At 66.5% G+C, this 19,995-nt stretch carries 17 protein-coding genes; 9 read left to right on the top strand and 8 right to left on the bottom strand.

Features of this window, described 5'->3' with window-relative positions; all coding sequences use genetic code 11:
• Positions 1 to 201 precede the first annotated feature (201 nt).
• Positions 202 to 756: a flavin reductase family protein gene (locus I6F17_RS13050; RefSeq protein ID WP_225129252.1), complete on the bottom strand. Its 555-nt coding sequence runs from the start codon at positions 754 to 756 to the stop codon at positions 202 to 204.
• 115 nt (positions 757 to 871) lie between these two features.
• Positions 872 to 1,969, bottom strand: a complete 1,098-nt coding sequence (locus I6F17_RS13055; protein WP_225129250.1) for an LLM class flavin-dependent oxidoreductase — start codon at positions 1,967 to 1,969, stop codon at positions 872 to 874.
• Between the two features lie 234 nt (positions 1,970 to 2,203).
• Here I6F17_RS13055 and I6F17_RS13060 point away from each other — a divergent pair, with 234 nt between their 5' ends.
• The 3 genes from I6F17_RS13060 (at position 2,204) to poxB (ending at position 5,611) form a co-directional block, all read left to right on the top strand.
• On the top strand, positions 2,204 to 3,118 hold the full coding sequence (locus I6F17_RS13060; RefSeq protein WP_225129248.1) for a 2-dehydro-3-deoxygalactonokinase: 915 nt from the start codon (positions 2,204 to 2,206) through the stop codon (positions 3,116 to 3,118).
• Between the two features lie 14 nt (positions 3,119 to 3,132).
• On the top strand, positions 3,133 to 3,765 hold the full coding sequence (locus tag I6F17_RS13065) for a 2-dehydro-3-deoxy-6-phosphogalactonate aldolase (RefSeq protein WP_036036194.1): 633 nt from the start codon (positions 3,133 to 3,135) through the stop codon (positions 3,763 to 3,765).
• A 109-nt stretch (positions 3,766 to 3,874) separates the two neighbouring features.
• Positions 3,875 to 5,611 carry a ubiquinone-dependent pyruvate dehydrogenase gene (gene poxB, locus I6F17_RS13070; protein WP_225129247.1) on the top strand — a complete coding sequence of 579 codons (1,737 nt, stop codon included), beginning with the start codon at positions 3,875 to 3,877 and terminating at the stop codon, positions 5,609 to 5,611.
• A gap of 2 nt (positions 5,612 to 5,613) precedes the next feature.
• Here the strand turns inward: poxB and I6F17_RS13075 are convergent, their stop codons facing one another.
• Together I6F17_RS13075 and I6F17_RS13080 are read right to left on the bottom strand one after the other, a co-directional pair.
• On the bottom strand, positions 5,614 to 5,973 hold the full coding sequence (locus tag I6F17_RS13075; RefSeq protein WP_225129245.1) for a hypothetical protein: 360 nt from the start codon (positions 5,971 to 5,973) through the stop codon (positions 5,614 to 5,616).
• A gap of 68 nt (positions 5,974 to 6,041) precedes the next feature.
• Positions 6,042 to 6,950, bottom strand: a complete 909-nt coding sequence (locus I6F17_RS13080; protein ID WP_225129243.1) for a PaaI family thioesterase — start codon at positions 6,948 to 6,950, stop codon at positions 6,042 to 6,044.
• A gap of 135 nt (positions 6,951 to 7,085) precedes the next feature.
• Between I6F17_RS13080 and I6F17_RS13085 the strand changes: the two genes are divergently transcribed.
• Positions 7,086 to 7,406 carry a hypothetical protein gene (locus I6F17_RS13085; protein WP_036009675.1) on the top strand — a complete coding sequence of 107 codons (321 nt, stop codon included), beginning with the start codon at positions 7,086 to 7,088 and terminating at the stop codon, positions 7,404 to 7,406.
• Positions 7,407 to 7,479: 73 nt separating this feature from the next.
• On the opposite strand, the gene I6F17_RS13090 is transcribed toward I6F17_RS13085, so the two are convergent.
• Both I6F17_RS13090 and I6F17_RS13095 read right to left on the bottom strand, forming a co-directional pair.
• Entirely contained in the window at positions 7,480 to 8,955 is a 1,476-nt protein-coding gene (locus tag I6F17_RS13090; RefSeq protein ID WP_225129241.1) for an amidase, read from the bottom strand.
• A 115-nt stretch (positions 8,956 to 9,070) separates the two neighbouring features.
• Entirely contained in the window at positions 9,071 to 10,180 is a 1,110-nt protein-coding gene (locus tag I6F17_RS13095; RefSeq protein ID WP_225129239.1) for a ring-opening amidohydrolase, read from the bottom strand.
• Positions 10,181 to 10,421: 241 nt separating this feature from the next.
• Between I6F17_RS13095 and I6F17_RS13100 the strand changes: the two genes are divergently transcribed.
• A complete protein-coding gene (locus tag I6F17_RS13100; RefSeq protein ID WP_225129237.1) occupies positions 10,422 to 12,758 on the top strand; it encodes a Tex family protein in 2,337 nt (778 codons plus the stop codon).
• 25 nt (positions 12,759 to 12,783) lie between these two features.
• On the opposite strand, the gene I6F17_RS13105 is transcribed toward I6F17_RS13100, so the two are convergent.
• Positions 12,784 to 13,155: a helix-turn-helix transcriptional regulator gene (locus I6F17_RS13105; RefSeq protein ID WP_225129235.1), complete on the bottom strand. Its 372-nt coding sequence runs from the start codon at positions 13,153 to 13,155 to the stop codon at positions 12,784 to 12,786.
• Positions 13,152 to 14,018 carry a S1C family serine protease gene (locus I6F17_RS13110; RefSeq protein ID WP_225129233.1) on the bottom strand — a complete coding sequence of 289 codons (867 nt, stop codon included), beginning with the start codon at positions 14,016 to 14,018 and terminating at the stop codon, positions 13,152 to 13,154. The genes I6F17_RS13105 and I6F17_RS13110 overlap by 4 nt, the downstream gene beginning before the upstream one ends.
• 192 nt (positions 14,019 to 14,210) lie before the next feature.
• On the opposite strand from I6F17_RS13110, the gene I6F17_RS13115 reads away from it, so the two are divergent.
• The 4 genes from I6F17_RS13115 (at position 14,211) to I6F17_RS13130 (ending at position 19,839) form a co-directional block, all read left to right on the top strand.
• Positions 14,211 to 15,176 carry a VOC family protein gene (locus I6F17_RS13115; RefSeq protein ID WP_225129231.1) on the top strand — a complete coding sequence of 322 codons (966 nt, stop codon included), beginning with the start codon at positions 14,211 to 14,213 and terminating at the stop codon, positions 15,174 to 15,176.
• A gap of 63 nt (positions 15,177 to 15,239) precedes the next feature.
• Positions 15,240 to 16,115, top strand: a complete 876-nt coding sequence (locus I6F17_RS13120) for a dihydrodipicolinate synthase family protein (protein ID WP_225129229.1) — start codon at positions 15,240 to 15,242, stop codon at positions 16,113 to 16,115.
• Positions 16,116 to 16,281: 166 nt separating this feature from the next.
• A complete protein-coding gene (locus I6F17_RS13125) occupies positions 16,282 to 17,388 on the top strand; it encodes a trypsin-like peptidase domain-containing protein (protein WP_225129227.1) in 1,107 nt (368 codons plus the stop codon).
• 126 nt (positions 17,389 to 17,514) lie between these two features.
• Positions 17,515 to 19,839: a xanthine dehydrogenase family protein molybdopterin-binding subunit gene (locus I6F17_RS13130; RefSeq protein WP_225129225.1), complete on the top strand. Its 2,325-nt coding sequence runs from the start codon at positions 17,515 to 17,517 to the stop codon at positions 19,837 to 19,839.
• Positions 19,840 to 19,995 lie beyond the last annotated feature (156 nt).

Genomic DNA, 19,995 nt, shown 5'->3' on the forward strand with positions numbered 1-19,995 from the left:
GTTGCCGTGGAGGAAACCGCTGACGGGCAATGGCAGGTGCGCTTCTTCAGCGTGCCGATCGGCATCATCGATCAGAAAACATCAACGCTGCGGCGCTGCGCTAGCGCTGCGCCGCAGCGGACCGAACGATGAACGATTGTTACCTATCCATCCGGTCTGTTTTGTTACCAATCCATCCGCTGGACAAAGCGAGCACTCGTCCTACGAAAAATCCGTCCAGCTCAGATGCCGCGCGTCGAGATCGCCGATCGTCACGTTCTCGCGGAGTTCTCGTGGCGTGTGGAAATTGCTGCGCAAGTACACCAGCGGCGTGACGGCAGCGGAATGCGAGGCGGTGCGGACCTCGCCGACGAAGATCGAATGCGTCGTCGTCTCGAACTCCTGCGCCAGCACGCAGTCGAACGCGGCCACCGCGTCCGCCAGCACCGGTGCGCCGGTCACGCCACGCGTCCATTGCCCGAAGGCGAAGCGATCGTCGCCGTCGACGCCCTTCTGGCCGCTGAAGGTGAGGGCGAGCAGCGCGTGATCCTCGTGCAAGAAGTTGATGGCGAAAGCACCTTCCTCCCGGATGCGGGCATGGGCGCTGGCGTTGCGGTTGACGCAGACGATCAGCGAGGGCGGCTTGTCCGACAACGAGCAGGCCGAGGTCACCGTCAGCCCCGTGCGCCTGCCGTGCTCGGCGCCCACCGTGACCAGCGCTACCGCACCGGCACATTGGCGCATCGCCTGCTTGAAGTCCTTCGCGTCCACCGTCACGCGGAAATCTCCCAGAATAGAAGCGGGTGCGGCACGATCGCGCCGCACCCGGCGCCAAGAGTCTAGCATGATCTCTTCGGAAAACCGCTACGCACTTTTCCGGATCATGCTTGCGTCAAGCCGCCTTCTTCGCGGAGCCTAGATGCCCAAGGCGCGGCATCACCTCGTTCTTCAGCAGCGAGAGCGAGTGGTGCCAGGCCTCGGCCTTGTGCTTGTAGTCGAAGCCGAACACGAGCAGCACGCCGAAGCCGCCGACCTCGTCGTAGATCTTCTCGATCTTCTCGGCGACGGTCGCGGGCGAGCCGACGATCCAGTTCCGCTTGGCGCAATATTCGACCGTGACGTCGCTGTCTGGCACATCGGGCGCGTGCTTGAGATAATCCTTGAAGCCGAAATGCCCGAGCAGCGGCAGGAAGTACTCGCTCATCATCCTGCCCATCATGTCGCCGGTCGAGAGCTTCCAAGCCTCTTCGTCGGTGTCGGCGACGAATACCTCGCGCACTAGGCGCCAGTCCTGGCGGTTCGGCTTGCGACCGGTCTTGGCCGCCCCGATCTCGACAGAGTCCCAATGGCTCGAGACATAGGCCGGGTTGAGGTTGAGGCTCATCGGGATGAAGCCGCGCTCGCCGGCGAGCTTGAGCGTGTCCGAGTTCTTGGACAGACCGGCAACGCCAATCGGCGGATGCGGCGCCTGCAGCGGCTTGATGTGGGGCTTGAGGAAATCGAACATCGTGTCCGGCTTGGTCACCGTCCAGTACTTGCCCTTGTGGGTGAAGGGCGCCGGCTCGGTCCACAGCTTCAGGATGATCTCCAGCGCCTCGCGCGTCATGTCGCGGTTCTGCCCGCTCATGCCGTCGACGTTGAACATCGCCCAGTCGCTCGGCAGCCCGCTCGCCGCCACGCCGAAATTGAGCCGGCCTTCGGAGAGATGGTCGAGCATGGCTACGCGGTTGGCGAGTTCGGCCGGGTGATGATAGGGCAGCAGGAAGCCGCCCGGCCCGATGCGCAGCTTCGTGGTCTGCATCAAGGCCTGCGCGATCAGGAGGTCCGGCGTGGGATTGGGTTCCCAGGGCGCGGTGTGGTGCTCGCCGACCCAGGCCTCCTGATAGCCGAGCTCGTCGAGCCAGCGCATGACCTGCAGATCCCAGTCGTTCCCTTCCTTGAGGCCGCACTCCGGCGGATGCGAAGGCATCGTGAAATAGCCGATCTCCATGGGTTTCCTCATCTGATGTTGACGCGTCTTGTCGCGCGTTGACGGAGTTGAGTGATGAACCTTGTCGAGTGATGAACCTTGAGCAAGCGGTGTGCCAGCGCGGCGGAGCCTCAAAATGAAGAGAAAGGGCTGGTTTGCCCGCGCAATAGCCGGTATCTCGACGGAAGCCTGCTGGACATCGTCTCATGTGTCGCGAGACGGCGTCTTGGCCATGAGACGAGGACGAGACCTGACATGACCGAACCCGCCTATGTCGCGGTGGATTGGGGCACCAGCAGCTTCCGGCTCTGGCTGGTCGATCGCGCCGGTCAGGTGCTTGCCGAGCGCCGCAGCGGTGAGGGCATGCTGGCGGCGGCTAGGACCGGCTTTCCCGCCGTGCTGCAAGCGCATCTGGCCGCGGTCGAAGCGCCCGCGCATCTGCCGGTTCTGGTCTGCGGCATGGCCGGTGCCAAGACCGGCTGGGTCGAGGCCGGCTACGTCGACACGCCGGCAAAGCTCTCAGCCGTCCTGAAACAGGCCGTGCGCTTGCCGGCCGAGGCGCGCGACATTCGCATCCTGCCGGGCATCGCCCAGCGCGATGCGAAGGCGCCGGACGTCATGCGCGGCGAGGAGACGCAATTGCTCGGCGCGCTCGGCCTCGATGCCGCCGGCGAGGCGCTGGTCTGCATGCCCGGCACCCATTCGAAATGGGTGCGGGTGAAAGACGGCACGGTCGAGCGCTTCTCCACCTTCATGACCGGCGAGCTGTTCAGCGCCGTCTCGCGCGAGACGATCCTGTCGCTCGCGGTCGCCGGCGCTGATGACGCCGAAGATATCGCGAGCTTCAAGGCAGCCGTAAAGGCCGCATTCGATGCTCCGGCCTTCGCCGCCAACTTGCTGTTCTCTGCACGGTCGCGACAGCTCTTGTTCGGCGGCACGCCGGCAGCGGCACGTGAGACGCTGTCGGGCACGTTGATCGGTGTGGAGCTCGCGGCAGGGCTCTCCGGCACCGTGCCGCAAGCGGGCGTCCAGCTGATTGCCGCGGGGCGACTTGCGGTGCTGTATCGGCTGGCATTCGAGGCGCTCTCGGTAACCGCAAAGCCGGTCGATGCGGATGAAGCCGTCCGCCGCGGCCTGTCGATGGCGGCAGCCGCGATCTGGACGAAGTAGAAGGACTGCGAGAGATGAGCGTTCCCTTTCCGCCGATGCAGCGGCAGCTGGTCGCGATCCTGCGCGGCATCAAGCCTGAGGAGACCGAAGCGATCGTCGGCGTCTTGGTCGAGGCCGGCATGACCGCGATCGAGATCCCCCTGAATTCACCCGATCCGTTCCGCTCGATCGCGTTTGCCGTGAAGCTCGCGCCATCAGACGTGTTGATCGGCGCCGGCACGGTGCTGACGACGGCAGATGTCGATCGTCTCAACGATGTCGGCGGCAGGCTGATGGTCTCGCCCAATGTCGACACCGAAGTGCTGGCGCGCGCGCATCAGCATCGCATGGTGACCATGCCCGGCGTGTTCTCGCCGACCGAGGCGCTGCTGGCGGCGCGCTCGGGCGCGTCGAGCCTGAAATTCTTTCCGGCGAGCGTGCTCGGCGCTGCCGGTATCGCCGCGATCCGCGCCGTGTTGCCGGCAGGCGTGATGATCGCCGCTGTCGGCGGCGTCTCCGATCAGAATTTTGCCGAGTACATCAAGGGCGGGGTGACCGCCTTCGGGCTCGGCTCCAGCCTCTACAAGCCAGGCATGACGGCAACAGATGTCGCAGCCCGCGCAGGGGTGACAATTGCCGCTTACGATCGGGCAATTCAGAAAGGTTGAGCCGACAATAAACTAGCCGTAATCCTGACATGGTCTATTCTGCCATATGGTGGCGCGATGCCGGCATGCGCGCATCGTGTTATGCGACTGGCTGAATCAGGAGACCGACATGGCGATCAACAACGTGGCCGATCTGTTCGTGGCAACGCTCGAACAGGCGGGCGTCAAGCGCATCTACGGCATCGTCGGCGACAGCCTGAACGCGCTCACCGAGGCGCTGCGCCGCCGCGGCACGATCGAATGGATCCATGTCCGCCACGAGGAGGTCGCGGCCTTCGCAGCGGCCGGCGAAGCCGAGATGACCGGGAGCCTCGCGGTCTGCGCGGGCTCCTGCGGCCCCGGCAATCTGCATCTGATCAACGGCTTGTTCGACGCGCATCGCAGCCGCGTTCCCGTGCTGGCGATCGCGGCGCAGATTCCGACCGCCGAGATCGGCGGCGGCTATTTCCAGGAGACGCATCCGCAAAACCTGTTCCGTGAATGCAGCCATTACTGCGAGCTGGTGTCGGACCCGAGCCAGCTGCCTTTCGTGCTGGAGAACGCGATTCGCGCGGCGGTCGGCTTGCGCGGCGTCGCCGTCGTCGCCATGCCCGGCGATGTCGCCTTCCGCAGTCCTCCGAAGCGCGCGCTGTCGACGACGCGCGGCCTTGCGCTGGCTCCGCCGAAGGTCGTGCCGCAAGCGGATGAGCTGCAGGCGCTCGCGGATCTCCTCAACGGCGCCGAGCGCATCACGCTGTTCTGCGGCCGCGGCTGCGCCGGCGCACACGCGCCTTTGATGCAACTCGCCGAGACCTTGAAAAGCCCGATCGTGCACGCGCTCGGCGGCAAGGAGCATGTCGAATACGACAACCCCTACGACGTCGGCATGACCGGATTCATCGGCTTCTCCTCGGGCTACGCCGCGATGCACGCCTGCGACGCGCTGGTGATGCTCGGCACCGACTTCCCCTACAAGCAGTTCTTCCCTGATGATGCGAAGATCGCGCAGATCGACATCCGCCCGGAAAATCTGGGGCGGCGCTGCAGGATCGATCTCGGCCTCGTCGGCGACGTCAAGCTCACCATCGAGGCGCTGCTGCCGCTGCTCAAGACGAAGACGCAGCGCAAGCATCTCGACGACGCCGTCGCGCATTACAAGAGAGCCCGCGAGGGCCTCGATTCGCTCGCCAGGGGCACGCCCGGAGCCAAGCCGATCCATCCGCAATATCTCGCCAAGGTCGTCAGCGACCATGCCTCCGACGATGCCGTCTTCACCGCCGATGTCGGCACCCCGACGGTGTGGGCGGCGCGCTATCTCGACATGAACGGCCGCCGCCGGCTGATCGGCTCCTTCGTGCACGGCTCGATGGCCAATGCCATGCCGCAGGCGATCGGGGCGCAGGCTGCGCAGCCCGGGCGCCAGGTCATCTCGCTCTCCGGCGACGGCGGCTTCACCATGCTGATGGGCGACCTGATCACGCTGACGCAAGAGAAGCTGCCGGTGAAGGTGGTCGTCTTCAACAACGGCGTGCTCGGCTTCGTCGCGCTGGAGATGAAGGCGGCGGGCTTCGTCGACACCAATGTCGACCTGGAGAACCCGGATTTCGCCGCGATGGCGCGCGCGATGGGCATCTTTGCCAAGCGCGTCGAGGATCCCGGCGAGCTTCCGGGCGCGATGAAAGAGATGCTGGCGCACAATGGGCCGGCGCTGCTCGACGTCGTCACCGCCAAGCAGGAGCTGTCGATGCCGCCGACCATCACGGCCGAGCAAATCAAGGGCTTCAGCCTCTGGGTGCTCCGCGCGGTGATGAACGGGCGCGGCGACGAGGTGCTGGACCTCGCGAAGACGAATCTCTTGCCGCGGTGATATCAGCCGGCGCGGTGGTTCACCTCTCCCCGCCGAGGAGAGGTGAAAGTCTGCCAGTGCAGCACGACGCCGATCAGCAGCGCCGGCAGAAAGCCGAGCGCGATCAGAAAATGCGGCAGCTGCTTCGGCGAGGTGAGGGCGATGGCGATATCGGAGATCAGCCACAGCGCTGCGAACATCACCGCAAAATCCGTTCGCGGGCACCGCAGGTAATAGAACATGGCGGTGATGACGATGGCCGGGCCAATTGCGATGCCGATCATGATCGCGGTCAGCTCCTTCGGCGTCAGCGTGTCGAGCACCATAGATGCCAGCAGCCAGAGTGCGGCGAACATGGCAACGATGTCGAGCGGATGCCGCAATCCAATTCCTCCGGCGAAAGGCGCGCTATCGTTGGGGCCGGAGCTGCGGCCGTCAAGTCAAAATGGGCTTATTCCTCGTCACTTCCAGGCGTCGGGCGCAGCATGAAGTGACCGAAAGCGGTGGCGATCGGCTTCAAAGCATCGTCCTGCCAGGCCCGCGCCTCGAAGGCGACGATACGTCGGCCCTGCTTCACGATCGTGACGTCGGCAAACGTGTCGAGCGCGCGTCCGGAGCGCAAGTAGTTGACGGTGAGGCCGATCGGCTTGGGCGGTGCGGCAGCGCCGAGCTCCCGCGCCACGCCGATGATGGCGGTGGTCTCGAGGAAGGCGCCCGTCATGCCGCCGTGGATCGCGGGCAGGATCGGATTGCCGATGATCTGCGGCGAGAACGGCATCGTCAGCGTGCCGTCATCGTTGACGCGGATGCCGAGCGCGCGCGCGAACGGGCTGCGCGCAAAGGGCCCGTCCGGATCATCAGGCGCCTCCAGCGTCGGGATGCTGCGCGCATCCATCCGGCGGTCGGCGAGCATGTTGGTGCGGTTGGCGCCGATCATGAAGCAGGCGGTCGCGGTCGCGACCGGATCGTCCTCGGACTCCTGATAGGCGGTGGAGCGCACGAAGGCGATCGAGCGCGTGGTGCGGTAGCAGACCGAATGCGCTTTGATGTCGACGCCGGGCGTTGCCGGCTTCTGGTAGTCGATGCGAAGGTCCAGGGTCGCGATCGCGCGGGTGCCGTCGAGCGCAAGTTGCACCGCCATGCCGCAGCTCTCGTCCAGCATCGCGGTGACGACGCCGCCATGCAGCACGCCGGTCGCGGTGTCGCCGACGAAGGCCGGTCGATAGGGCAGGCTGGACCACGCCTCGCCAGGTGCGAACCGGTCGAGCTGGAGCCCGCTGATATGGCCGTAATCGGAGCGGCGGCCCTTGATGGCCTCGGCGAGTTCCTCGAAGGCAAGCGTGGTCGGCGTGGTGCTCATGACGACCTTCTAGACCAGTGTCGGGCCTCGCGCAAAACCCGGAATGAGCCCCGCATGGGCGGTTTGATCTCGACAGGGCGCGCCGAAGCGCCGATGGTGGGCGCTTCGTTCGTCGATGAACTGCAAGGAGCGCCCATGGCCGACCCCGAAACGCCCTCGACCGCCCAGGGGCCCGTCACCATTTCCACCTCCAGCGCCGAGCGGGCGCCGATCATCTATTTCGACGGCGCGTCCTGCTTCGGTCACCACAACGGCGCGATCCAGATCGAGCTCGCCGCAAACCTGTTGATGCCGGTCGGCGCCGCCGTCCGGGTCGACGTGGTCCAGACCGCGCACTTGCGTTGCAGCGTCGCCGCGGCGCTGGCACTGCGCGAAGCCCTCGAAAAGGCGCTCGCGATGTATCAGCAGGGTCAGAAGCAGCCGGTGGCGGAGGAGATACCGGCGGTGAAGAACTGAGATCGCACGCCCGATGATTTGATTGCCTCGATCTGAGAGCGGACGCGGTCACCTCTCCGCATGACCTGCTATCTCACGCCTTCGTCACATGCACCTTCGCGGTCCTGCCGCCGTTCCACTTGCCGTCGAGCGCGCGCTCGATCTGGGCGGCGAGCTGCAGCAGCAGGCCGTCATTGGCCTGCTTGGCGATCGCCTGGATGCCGAGCGGCAGGCCGTGGTCTTGCGCTGCCATTGGCATCGAGATCGCCGGTATGCCGCAGAGATTGGCCAGCGGCGTGAAGGCGAAGAAGCGCCATAGATTCTCGAACCAGTCGCGCACATCAGGATTGTCGGAGATGGTGAGATATTCCCTGGTGCCGACCTTCGGCGTCGGCAGCGCCGTGATCGGGGTCAGGATCACGTCCCATTGCTCGAAGAAGCTGCCGAAGCCGCGCGAGGTCGTGTTGAACACGGCCTGCATCTTCGCACGCTCGGCGAAGGTCGTGTGACGGCCGGCTTCCCAGATGCGGATATTCATGGGCTCGACCAGATCCTCCGGCGGGCTCGTAAGTCCGCGCGCGGCGAGCATGTTGGAGATCACCACCGCAAAGTTCGAGATGTAGCAGGTGGTCTGCGCCTCGAAGGCGGTGGGAAGGTCGATCTCCGGCAGCGCATAGTCGACATGATGGCCGAGGCCTTCGAGGAAGCGTCCCGCCTTCTCCAACTCGGCAGCGAGCTCGGGCGCCGCGGTGTAATTGCCCCATGTGTGCGACAGCGCGATGCGAAGCTTGCCGGGATCGCGCTTGATCATCTCGGTGTAAGGCTGGGCCGTGGTCCAGAACGGCATGAACTCGCCGGGCGCAGGCCCGCGCGCATGATCGACGAAGGCGGCGGTGTCGCGCACCGAGCGCGACTGGCAGCCCTGGATCGAGACGAGGCCGGTAAGGTCGGACATGTGCGGCGCCAGCGAGAACACGCCGCGCGAGACCTTCAGGCCGATATTGCCGTTGACGCCGGCGGGAATGCGGATCGAGCCGCCGCCGTCGGTCGCGTGCGCGATCGGCACCACGCCCGCGGCCACCATCGCGGCGCTGCCTGCCGATGAGCCGCAGGTGGTGTAGTCGGTATTCCAGGGATTGCGGGTGACGTAGACGGCGGGATTGTCGGCCGACGAGCACACGCCGAACTCCGGCGTCGTGGTGCGTCCGATCAGGTTGAGCCCCGCCTGGCGGAATTTGCCGGTGAGGAACGTATCGGCGCTCGCGCGATTGCCGCGCATCAGCAGCGATCCCATCTCTTGCAGCCGGCCCTTCATGGTCGGCCCGAGGTCCTTCATCAGGAAGGGCAGGCCGGCGAACGGGCCTGCGAGATTTGCGCCGTCCTTGGCGGGATCGGCGATCACGTCCTCGAACAGCTCGACCACGCCGGACAGCGCCGGATTGACCTTGGCAACGCCCGCGGCGGCCTGCCGCGCCAGCTCCTTCGCCGTCAGCTCGCCCTTGCGGACGCGCCCCGCCAGCGCGATGCCATCGTGCTGTGCCCATTCATTCCAGCTCATCGGCAAAGTCATGAAGTCAAATCCCCTAAGGTCGCGGCGTCACCTTTTTCGCAACGGCCCGCGTGAATCAACCGAGGCGCCACGAGGGGCAGGGTTGCGCCCGGCGGAGAGGTCGGGCTGCCGGCTATCAATCCGACAGTCGTGCGATCGCTGCAACCGGGCCGCCGCCGGCCGGCCCCTGATGCTCGGCGCCGCCGGACACGTAGATTGCGCCGGTGCCGGCAAGGCCCGCGATCAGGCCGCCGACCGCTGCGCGGGCGTGGCGTGTCGCGCTGATGTCGGTGTCTTCAAGCATGGTGTGGCGGAAGCCGCGCACTGTGCCGTCAGGCGAGGCCTCCGCCTTGGCGAAGATGTTGACGAGCGTGCGGCCCGCGGTGGTCTGCGGCGCCGCGCCAAGCCCGACGCTGTTCAACGCCGATAGCACCGCCGAGGCGTCGATGGCATCCTCCATCACGGCATGGCCGATCACACACGCGCTTACCGATGCCCCCGAATTGCCGAGCACGATGACGACGTTGTGCATCAGCTCGATCCCCGACGAGGTCGAGGCCACCTTGGAGAAGAGATCATAGCGCCGCAGCACGTCCTCATCGCCGAGGTCGGAGCCGATCTCGCCGAGCGCGACCGCAACGCCAAGCGCGGACGCGCCGCGCGAATAGGCCATCGAGCTGTAAGCGCTTGTCGTTGCCGTTGTGTTGCCGCGGGCGTTTGCCGCCGCAACGCGCTCGCTGGTCAGCAGCGGACACTTGATCTGCACGAAATGAACGTCCGCGGGATCGTTGATGCCGGCATCCGCCATCGCGGTTTGCACGGCCTTCGCTGTCTCGGCGATCTGCGCGGCGCGGCCGAGCTCCTCGGGCAAGAAATCCCGCGTGTGCGCCATGCCGATGCTGAGGCGCTTGCCGGAGAGGCCTGCCGGCCGCTCGGCCTCGCTGCGCGTGAACACCGTGATGTGCGGGCTCAGCACGCCCTCGGTGCCGCCGGACATCACGAAGGCGATACGCTGCTCGACGTCCGGCGCCGACAGCCCGAGCTTGGGCGCCAGCGCCGTGCAGAGCGCGGCCACCGCGTATTCCCGGGTAAAATCGTTGACACCGCCATTGCCCTCGGTCTTGCCGAGAATGGCAAGGATCGAGTTGGGATCGATCGCGCCTGAAACGATCAAGTCCATCAGGCCGGAGACGTCGCCGGGTCCCGTGGTGGCGATCCTGAAGACGCCGACCGATGTGGTACGCATGATTGGTCCTCGTGCGGAGAGTTCATTGGCCCGGCGGGAGCAAGCAGGCGCGGAACGCGGGGCCGATGTCAAGTCGCCGCGCCCCCACGAATGTGGCGAGATCGCATCGGTCGGGCAAAAAATCCTCTGTCGACGGTTGCTTACCGCACCTTGATGAATCAACCTGGGTTGGTCCATAAGCGGCGTCCCGCGGCCGGTGGTTCGCCCCTGCGCCCGCGCGCTTGGATTAGAGGGAATCTTCGTGGCAAACATCAACCAGAAAATTGCGCAGGAGCTTGGGGTTCGCGCCGAGCAGGTCGAGGCGGCGGTGACGCTGCTCGACGGCGGCGCCACGGTTCCCTTCATCGCGCGCTACCGCAAGGAAGCGACCGGTGCGCTCGATGACGCGCAATTGCGCACCCTGGAGGAGCGCCTGGTCTACCTGCGCGAGCTCGAGGATCGCCGCAAGGCCATCCTCGAATCGGTCCGCGAGCAGGGCAAGCTCGATGCCGCGCTGGAGGCTTCGATTCTCGCCGCCGACAGCAAGGCGCGCCTCGAAGACATCTATCTGCCGTTCAAGCCGAAGCGCCGCACCAAGGCGGAGATCGCCAAGGAAGCCGGCCTCGAGCCGCTCGCCAACCAGCTTATGGCTGAGCCCGGCAATGATCCGAAGGTCGTGGCGGAAGGCTTCATCAACGCCGAGAAGGGCGTCGCTGACGCCGCTGCCGCGCTCGACGGCGCCCGCGCCATCCTGGTCGAGCGCTTCGACGAGGATGCCGATCTGATCGGCGCCTTGCGCGAAGAGATGTGGACCAATGCGCGGATGGCCTCCAAGGTGCGCGACGGCAAGAAGACCGAGGGCGAAAAATTCGCCGACTATTTCGATTTCTCCGAGCCGCTGACAAAACTGCCCTCGCATCGCATCCTCGCGATGTTCCGCGGCGAGAAAGAAGAAATTCTCGACCTGCAAATTCAGCCCGAGGCCGAGGCGCCGCCGCCGGGCGTGCCGAGCGCCTATGAATTGAAGATCATGAAGCGGTTCGGCATTGCCGATCTCAAGCGTCCCGGCGACCGCTGGCTGATCGATACCGTGCGCTGGGCCTGGCGCACCAAGATCCAGGTGCATCTCAATATCGATCTGCGCATGCGGCTGTGGAATTCGGCCGAGACCGAGGCCGTGCGCGTGTTCGCCTCGAACTTGCGCGACCTCCTGCTGGCCGCGCCCGCCGGCACCCGCGTCACCATGGGGCTCGATCCCGGCTACCGCACCGGCGTGAAGGTTGCCGTCGTCGATGCCACCGGCAAGGTGGTCGACACCACCGCGATCTATCCGCACGAGCCGCAGCGGCAATGGAATGAGTCGCTGGCGACGCTCGGCCGGCTCGCAATCAAGCACCGCGTCGAGCTGATCGCGATCGGCAACGGCACCGCCTCGCGCGAGACCGACAAGCTCGCGACCGAGCTGGTCAAGGGTCTGCCTGAGCTGAAGATGAACAAGATCGTGGTGTCGGAAGCCGGCGCGTCCGTCTATTCGGCCTCGGCCTTCGCCTCGGAGGAGCTGCCCGGCCTCGACGTCACCCTGCGCGGCGCGGTGTCGATCGCGCGGCGCCTGCAGGACCCGCTCGCCGAGCTCGTCAAGATCGAGCCGAAGGCGATCGGCGTCGGCCAGTATCAGCACGACCTCGGCCAGGCCAAGCTCGCCAAATCGCTCGATGCCGTGGTCGAGGATTGCGTGAACGCGGTCGGCGTCGACGTCAACACCGCCTCCGCGCCGCTGCTGGCGCGCGTCTCGGGCGTCGGCTCCGGCCTCGCCCAGAGCATCGTGGCGCATCGCGACGCCAATGGTCCGTTCAAGTCGCGCAAGGCGCTCAAGGACGTGCCGCGGCTCGGGCCGAAGGCGTTCGAGCAGTGCGCGGGCTTCTTGCGCATCCTCGGCGGCGAGGATCCGCTTGATGCCTCCGGCGTGCATCCGGAGGCCTATCCCGTGGTGCGCCGGATTCTCGAAGCGACCAAGAGCGACATCAAGGCGCTGATCGGCAACAGCGACGTCGTGCGCACGCTGAAGCCGAAGGATTTCGTCGACGAGACCTTTGGTCTGCCGACCGTCACCGACATCCTTCGCGAGTTGGAAAAGCCCGGTCGCGACCCGCGCCCTGCGTTCAAGGCGGCGGTGTTCAAGGAAGGCGTCGAGGAGATCAAGGATCTCAAGAAGGGCATGATCCTCGAGGGCACCGTGACAAACGTCGCCGCCTTCGGCGCCTTCGTCGACATCGGCGTGCACCAGGATGGCCTCGTGCACATCTCGGCGATGTCCAAGACCTACATCAAGGACCCGCGCGAGGTGGTGAAGCCCGGCGACATCGTCAAGGTGAAGGTGCTGGACTTCGAGGTGGCCCGCAAGCGCATCTCGCTGACGCTACGCCTCGACGACGAGGTCGGGCCTAAGAAGGACGCCCCCGGCATGCAGCGCGACAACAATCAGCGCAACGCAAGCCGCATGACCTCGTCTGCGCCGCGCAAGCAGGAGTCCTCGGGCGGCGGCGCGCTCGCCGAAGCGCTCCGTCGCGCGGCGGAGAAGAACGGCGGCAAGCGGGCGTAGCGGCTGAGCGGCGCCGTTAGGGCTGTCAAAGCTCGATCACGCCGCGGCGTGCCGCATGCGCCACTGCATCGGTGCGCCCGGTGGCATCGAGCTTGTCGAGCAACGAGCCGACATGGAATTTCACGGTGTGCACGGAGATGCCGAGCTGCCGCGCGATCATCTTGTTGGACGCGCCCTCGGCCATCAGCGCGAGCACGTCGAGCTCGCGCTGCGTCAGCGCGATGTCCGTAGGCATGATGCGCGGATCGCGGGCGACGATCGTTGCGGCGGGCTGCTCGCCGGGCGCTGCGAGGCGAAGCCCGGCGACATTGCCGAGCAGGGCCGCGAGGCGATCGGCGAGGGCGGGATCGTCGATCTCGAGCGATAGTACGATCTCGGCCGTCTTGTCCTCGCTCACGCCTCCGGCCTTTCCCCGACCGTGACCTTGAAGCTGACCGGCTCGCCGCCACGGTGCACGGCGACGTCTACCACCGCGCCGACGCTCGCAGGTCCCAGCGTTCGCGACAGCGCGCGCACGCCCGACAGCTTCTGGCCGTTGACCGCCACGATCACGTCGCCCTGGCGGATGCCGGCCGTGGCCGAAGGCCCGGTCTTGTCGACATTCATCACCATCGCACCGATGCCGTCGTCGAGCCGCACCGGCTGCAATCCGAGGCCGAGATAACCGCGTGCGATGCGGCCGCGCGCCTCGAGCTGGGGCGCGACACGCTCGATCGTCGCGGTCGGGATCACCAGCACGCGCCGCGGCCCGAGCACGGCCATGCCGAAGGCTTCGCCCGATGCATCGAGCGCGAGCCCACCCTGCTGGCTGCCGCGCAGGCGGACGTCGAGCTCGATCCGCGCGTCGATGTCGCCGCCGCGCAGGGAGCGCCAGCCCTTGCCCGACGCCGACACCATCCCGAGCGCCGCGCTTGGTGTCTCCCGGTTGGTCGCGACCACGACCGACAATGCGCCCAGCGGCGGGACGGTTGCGGCGAGCTTGACCGGCGCGGCCGCGGCCTCAGTGCGCAGCAGCGCGATGTCGGTGGTGTGGTCGCGGCCGGCGATCGTGGCAGCGACCCGACTACCGTCGACGAGACCGATCTCGACCTCGCCCTCGTCGGCGAGGGCCTCATCGGCGGTGATGATCAGGCCGTTCCTCCAGACGAAGCCGGTCGCGCGAGAACGATGCGAATGCACGGAGACGACGGACGGCGCGGTGCGCGCCACAATGTCCGCGAGCGCGGACGACAGTGAGGACAGGGGACTAAGATCAGTCATGGCGGGCTCCCGTAAGTTGTCCTCAATCTGGGATGCCGCGGGCGATTGCGAAACTGGCCGGGTGGCCAGGACCAGGACGGCCTCGTCAAGACCACGGCCGACGAACATGTGATTGGGAGCGCCTCACGGGAACGTGTAGCAATCGCAAAAATTGGGCCATATGGCCTCAAGGATTTCCAGCGAGCCTGACCGATGACCATCGACTTGACCCGCCGCACCCTGCTGCAGCTCGCCGGCGCCACCTCGCTCGCCATGGCCGCCGCAGCCGCGGCCCGTGCCGAGGGCACAGCGCAGGGCGGCGGCCCCACCTTTGCCAGCCGTACGCCGATGCGAGTCGGCATGGTGACGCTGCGGGTGAAGAGCCTCGACAAAGTCGCAGATTATTACCGCGATGTGATCGGGCTCACCGTGATGGAGCGCTCGGCGGCCACAGCCAAGCTCGGCACATCAGGCCTCACGCTCCTGGTGCTGGAGGCCCGCCCCGAAGCCGCGATTGAATCGCGCAGCGCCGCAGGCCTCTACCACACCGCCTTCCTGATGCCGACCCGCAAGGATCTGGCGCGCTGGCTGGTTCATGCCGCCTCGCACCGCGTGCCGTTGTCGGGCTTTGCCGATCATCTCGTCTCCGAATCCGTCTATCTCGACGACCCCGAAGGCAACGGCATCGAGGTCTATGCCGACCGCGACCCCTCGCAATGGCAATGGAGCGAGGGTAGCGTGAAGATGGCGACCGACGAGCTCAACATTCCCGACCTGTTGTCGCTCACCAATACGCGCGTTCCCGATTATGCGAAGGCGCCGGACGGAATGCGCATCGGCCACATGCATCTGCGCGTCGGCGATCTCGCCCAGGCCGAGAGCTTCTATCACGGCACCGTCGGCCTCGACCCGACCCGCCGCCGCAGCGGCGCGGCGTTCCTGGCGTCGGGCCGCTATCACCATCACCTCGGCATGAATGTCTGGCAGAGCCATGGCGCCGGCCAGCGCGACGAGTCCACGACCGGTCTTGCCTGGTTCTCCCTGGTGATGGCGAAGCCGGAGCTGCTCGCCGCGCAGGAAGAACGGCTACGCAAAGGCGGTGTGAAGGTCACGGCGCTTGCGGATGGGGTGGAGGCGATCGATCCCTGGGGCACGCGGGTGCGTCTGCTCAGGGTTTGATCGCCGGCGCTGGCATTGGTAATAGCGGTCAGCCGCAAACCAATCGACCGGGATCAGCGCCGCATGTCCGAATTCCACGGTGTCTTTCCGTATCTCGTCTCGCCCATCGATGCCGACGGCACGGTGCGAACCAACGTGCTGGCAAAACTCTGCGACGACCTCATCGGCGCCGGCGTGCACGGGCTGACGCCGCTGGGCTCGACCGGCGAATTCGCCTATCTCACCGCCGCGCAACGTACGGCGGTCGTGCAGACCACGATTGAGGCCGCGCAGGGCCGCGTGCCTGTCGTTGCCGGCGTCGCTTCGACCGCGACGGCGGATGCGGTGGCGCAGGCGAAAGCCTGCCAGAAGTGTGGGGCCGACGGCATCCTTGCGATTTTGGAGGCGTATTTCCCGCTGGCCGATGCGCAGGTCGAATCCTATTTCCGCGCCATTGCCGATGCCGTCGACATTCCCGTCGTGATCTACACCAATCCGCAATTCCAGCGCTCCGATCTGACCCTCGACGTCATCGCGCGCCTCGCCGAGCATCCGCGCATCGGCTACATCAAGGATGCCTCGACCAACACCGGACGGCTGCTCTCGATCATGAACCGCTGCGGCGATGCCTTGCGCGTGTTCTCCGCCTCCGCCCACATTCCGGCAGCGGTGATGCTGATCGGCGGCCGCGGCTGGATGGCGGGACCTGCCTGCATCATCCCGCGCCAGAGTGTCGCGTTGTACGAGCTCTGCACGGCCGGCCGCTGGGACGAGGCCATGGCGCTGCAGCGGCGGCTGTGGCGGATCAACGAAGCCTTCGCCCGTTTCAATCTCGCGGCCTGCATCAAGGCCGGCCTTGCGATCCAGGGCTATGACGTCGGCGGCCCCGTCCCGCCGCAGGCGCCACTGACGGCCGATGCGCGCAAAATCGTGGAAACGGCGCTGCGCGAGCTGCAATAGCTCGCCACGCGGCAATATGCCCCGGCCCCGTGCCGGGCGCAAAATGGTCCATACCTGACCGAGAAACTTCCGCTCGTTTGCGACGTTGCTGCGTAAGCGAGATCCTGCCACTTCATGCATGTGCATCTCACAGCCCGCATTCAGCACAAGACACGGTGATCACCCAATGAATCGTCGCTATGCGATTGCCGCGGCAGCCTTCGCCGCCCTGCTGCTCGCCGTCACGGCCGCGAAGATCCTGCATGTCCCCGTCTCGTATGTCCCATGGGCCGCGCCCTCCGCACGTGCCGTCGAGCAGCGCGGGCCGCTGTGGGACGGCGAGAAGGCGACCATCGACATCTTCGAGCGCGTATCGCCGTCGGTCGTTCAGGTTGCGGCCAAGTCGGCGGCAAGTCCCCTCATGGGCGAGGAGAGCCAGGCCGGCGGCGGCGCCTCCGGCACGGGATTTGTCTGGGACCGCGACGGCCACCTGGTGACGAACAATCATGTTGTCGCCAATGGCGGCGAGATCGCCGTGCGCTTTGCCTCGGGTGAGGTGGCCCAGGTCGACCTGGTCGGCACGGCGCCCAATTACGATCTCGCGGTGTTGCGCATCCGCAGCGTGCGCCAGCTTCCAGCGCCGATCGCTCTCGGCAGTTCGAGCGACCTGAAAGTCGGACAATCCGCTTTCGCGATCGGCAATCCCTTCGGGCTGGATCAGTCGATGACCTCTGGCATCATCAGCGCGCTCAAGCGCCGGCTCCCGACCCATGGCGGCCGGGAGATCGCCAACGTCATCCAGACCGATGCCGCGATCAACCCCGGCAATTCGGGCGGGCCGCTGCTGGATTCCGCAGGCCGGCTGATCGGCGTCACCACAGCCATCATCTCGCCGTCCGGCTCGAACGCCGGCATCGGCTTCGCGGTCCCGGTCGACGTCGTGAACCGGATTGTCCCTGAGCTCATCCGCAACGGCCGCGTGCCGACGCCGGGCATCGGCATCGTGGCCGCCGGCGAGGATGTTTCGACCCGGCTTGCTGTCGAAGGGGTGATCGTGGTGCGGACGGCCCCCGGCAGTCCTGCCGAGGGGGCGGGGATTCGCGGTGTCAACTTTTCCACGGGAGCGGTCGGCGACATCATCACCGCGGTGGAAGGCAAGCCGGTGCGGCGCCTTGCCGACCTGACCGATGCGCTCGAGCAGGCCGGGGCCGGAAAGACCGTTCGGCTCACGGTCAAGCGCGGCTCGGACACCCGTGACGTGAATGTGAGCATTGTCGATATCGACAGGTCCTAGCCGCCCAATCCGTACCTGCAAGGGGCTCTGACGCGCATCGCAGATGTGCCGGGGCTCGGTTGTCTGGCGCGCAAAATCGGTTAAAACCGCCGCCGTCGTTTTTCCCGATCTCGAGGATACAGCGGAATGAACATTCTTCCCGGCAATTTGCGTTTCGGAGCGGGGCAGCCCGTCAAGCGTTTGGAAGACCAGAGGCTGCTCACCGGGAAGGGACAGTTCATCGATGACAAGCCGGCGGACGGCGCGCTGTGGTTGCACGTGCTGCGCTCGCCGCACGCCCACGCCAAGATCGTCTCGATCGACACCAGCGCCGCGGCTTCGATGCCGGGCATTGCCGCGATCTACACCGGCGCGGACCTCGTCAAGGACGACATCGGTACCATCCCGACGCTGAACATCTTCAAGCGCCCGGACGGCAAGCCGATGACCGTGCCGCCGCGCCGGCTGCTCGCCCACGAGGTCGTCCGCTACGCCGGCGAGGCCGTGGCCGCGGTGGTGGCCTCCTCGCGCGTGGAGGCGCAGAGCGCGGCCGAGGCGATCGTGGTCGAATACGATGTGCAGCCCGCGGTGGTCGATCCCGTCGAGGCGGTGAAATCAGGCGCGCCCGTGGTGTGGCCGGAGGCGCCCGACAACATCGTCGGCGCCATGAGCTACGGCGATGCCGCCAAGGTCGACGAGGCCTTTGCCAAGGCGGCGCACACGGTCGAGCTCGATATCGTCAGCCAACGTCTCGTTCCGTCCGCGATGGAGCCGCGCTCGACGATTGCCGAGATCGACAAGAAGTCCGGCCGTCTCCTGCTGCACGTGCAGTCGCAGACGCCGGCCTCGACCCGCGACGTGCTGGCGGAAGCCGTGCTGAAGCGTCCCAAGGACAGCGTCCGCGTGCTGGTCGGCGACATCGGCGGCGGCTTCGGCCAGAAGACCAATCTCTATCCCGAGGATGGCATCGTCGCCTATGCCGCCACCAAGCTGAACAAGAAGATCCGCTGGCGCGGCGACCGCACCGACGAGTTCGTCGGCGGCACCCACGGCCGCGACCTCACGTCCACGGCGTCGTTCGCGCTGGATGAGAAGGGCAAGGTGCTGGCCTATCGCGTCAAGTCGATCGGCTGCACCGGGGCCTATTCCTCGGGCGCGGCCAACATCATCCCGCTGGTGCTCGGGCCGTTCGTGCAGACCGGCGTCTACGACCTGCCGCTGGTGCATTTCGAGGTGAAGTCGGTGATGACCCACACCGCGCCGGTCGGGGCCTATCGTGGCGCCGGCCGCCCCGAAGCCGTGTTCATCGTCGAGCGCCTGTTCGACGCCGCCGCACGCAAGATCGGCATGGATCCGCGCGCGATCCGCAAGGCCAATTACATCAAGCCGGCACAGCTGCCCTACACCAATGCGGCCGGGCAGGTCTACGATTCCGGTGCCTTCGCGCACATGCTCGACCGGGCCGTGAAGCTTGCCGACTGGGACGGCTTCGCCGCGCGCAAGAAGGCGGCGAAGAAGAAGGGCCTGCTCTACGGCCGTGGCCTCACCTCCTACATCGAGTGGACCGGCGGCCGCGCCCACACCGAAAAGGTCACGCTGCAAGCGACCTCGCAAGGGCGCGTCGTGCTGCATTCCGGCACCATGGCGATGGGGCAGGGGCTGCAGACCACTTACACCCAGATGATCTCCGACACGCTCGGCATTCCCATGGACAAGATCGACGTGGTGCAGGGCGACACTGATCTCGCGATGGGCTTCGGCAGCGTCGGCTCGCGCTCGCTGTTCGTCGGCGGCACTGCGGTTGCCGTGTCCTCCAACGATCTGATCCAGAAGGCGCGCGAGAAGGCGGCGAACGTGCTGGAGACCTCGGTCGAGGACATCGAATATCAGGGCGGCATGCTCACCGTGGTCGGCACCGACCGCCGCATCAGCCTGTTCGATCTCGCCGAGAAGGAGAGCGGCGCCAAGCTCAGCGTCGATTCCGAAGGCGAGGTCGATGGTCCCAGCTGGCCCAACGGCACGCATATCTGCGAGGTCGAGATCGACCCGGAGACCGGCGTCTCCAAGGTCGTGCGCTACACCACGGTCGATGACGTCGGCGTCGCCGTGAACCCGATGCTGGTCACGGGGCAGATCCATGGCGGCGTCGCGCAAGGCATCGGCCAGGCGCTGTATGAAGGCGTGTCGTATGATGCCGACGGCCAGCTGCTGACCGCGAGCTACCAGGATTACTGCATCCCGCGCGCCGATGACGTGCCGCCGATCGTGGTGACGCTGGACGATTCCGCGCCCTGCCGCACCAATCCGCTCGGCGCCAAGGGCTGCGGCGAATCCGGCGCCATCGGCGGCCCGCCCTGCGTCACCAACGGCGTGATGGACGCGCTCGCCGAGCTCGGCATCACCCAGCTGAATACGCCCCTGACGCCGCAGAAGATCTGGCAGGCGATCCGGGACGCGAAGGCGGCGGGGTAAGTGCGCTAGCTGTTGCGTCGAACGGAGCCGTCGTCCCGGGGCGCGCGCAGCGCGAGCCCGGGACCCATAACCACAGGGAGTGGTTGTCGCGCGAAGCTGGCAACTCCAAGTCCCCATCACCACAACTCCCTGTGGTTATGGGTCCCCGCCTTCGCG

Source organism: Bradyrhizobium sp. NBAIM18, from assembly GCF_020193825.1.
In the GTDB taxonomy this organism is placed as follows: domain Bacteria; phylum Pseudomonadota; class Alphaproteobacteria; order Rhizobiales; family Xanthobacteraceae; genus Bradyrhizobium; species Bradyrhizobium yuanmingense.

What these genes read in the sequence shown, in the direction of transcription:
- I6F17_RS13055 (WP_225129250.1), bottom strand. Translation starts at nt 1,969, where the DNA reads ATGGAGATCGGCTATTTCACGATGCCTTCGCATCCGCCGGAGTGCGGC.
- I6F17_RS13060 (WP_225129248.1), top strand. Translation starts at nt 2,204, where the DNA reads ATGACCGAACCCGCCTATGTCGCGGTGGATTGGGGCACCAGCAGCTTC.
- I6F17_RS13065 (WP_036036194.1), top strand. Translation starts at nt 3,133, where the DNA reads ATGAGCGTTCCCTTTCCGCCGATGCAGCGGCAGCTGGTCGCGATCCTG.
- poxB (WP_225129247.1), top strand. Translation starts at nt 3,875, where the DNA reads ATGGCGATCAACAACGTGGCCGATCTGTTCGTGGCAACGCTCGAACAG.
- I6F17_RS13080 (WP_225129243.1), bottom strand. Translation starts at nt 6,950, where the DNA reads ATGAGCACCACGCCGACCACGCTTGCCTTCGAGGAACTCGCCGAGGCC.
- I6F17_RS13085 (WP_036009675.1), top strand. Translation starts at nt 7,086, where the DNA reads ATGGCCGACCCCGAAACGCCCTCGACCGCCCAGGGGCCCGTCACCATT.
- I6F17_RS13090 (WP_225129241.1), bottom strand. Translation starts at nt 8,955, where the DNA reads ATGACTTTGCCGATGAGCTGGAATGAATGGGCACAGCACGATGGCATC.
- I6F17_RS13095 (WP_225129239.1), bottom strand. Translation starts at nt 10,180, where the DNA reads ATGCGTACCACATCGGTCGGCGTCTTCAGGATCGCCACCACGGGACCC.
- I6F17_RS13110 (WP_225129233.1), bottom strand. Translation starts at nt 14,018, where the DNA reads ATGACTGATCTTAGTCCCCTGTCCTCACTGTCGTCCGCGCTCGCGGAC.
- I6F17_RS13115 (WP_225129231.1), top strand. Translation starts at nt 14,211, where the DNA reads ATGACCATCGACTTGACCCGCCGCACCCTGCTGCAGCTCGCCGGCGCC.
- I6F17_RS13120 (WP_225129229.1), top strand. Translation starts at nt 15,240, where the DNA reads ATGTCCGAATTCCACGGTGTCTTTCCGTATCTCGTCTCGCCCATCGAT.
- I6F17_RS13125 (WP_225129227.1), top strand. Translation starts at nt 16,282, where the DNA reads ATGAATCGTCGCTATGCGATTGCCGCGGCAGCCTTCGCCGCCCTGCTG.
- I6F17_RS13130 (WP_225129225.1), top strand. Translation starts at nt 17,515, where the DNA reads ATGAACATTCTTCCCGGCAATTTGCGTTTCGGAGCGGGGCAGCCCGTC.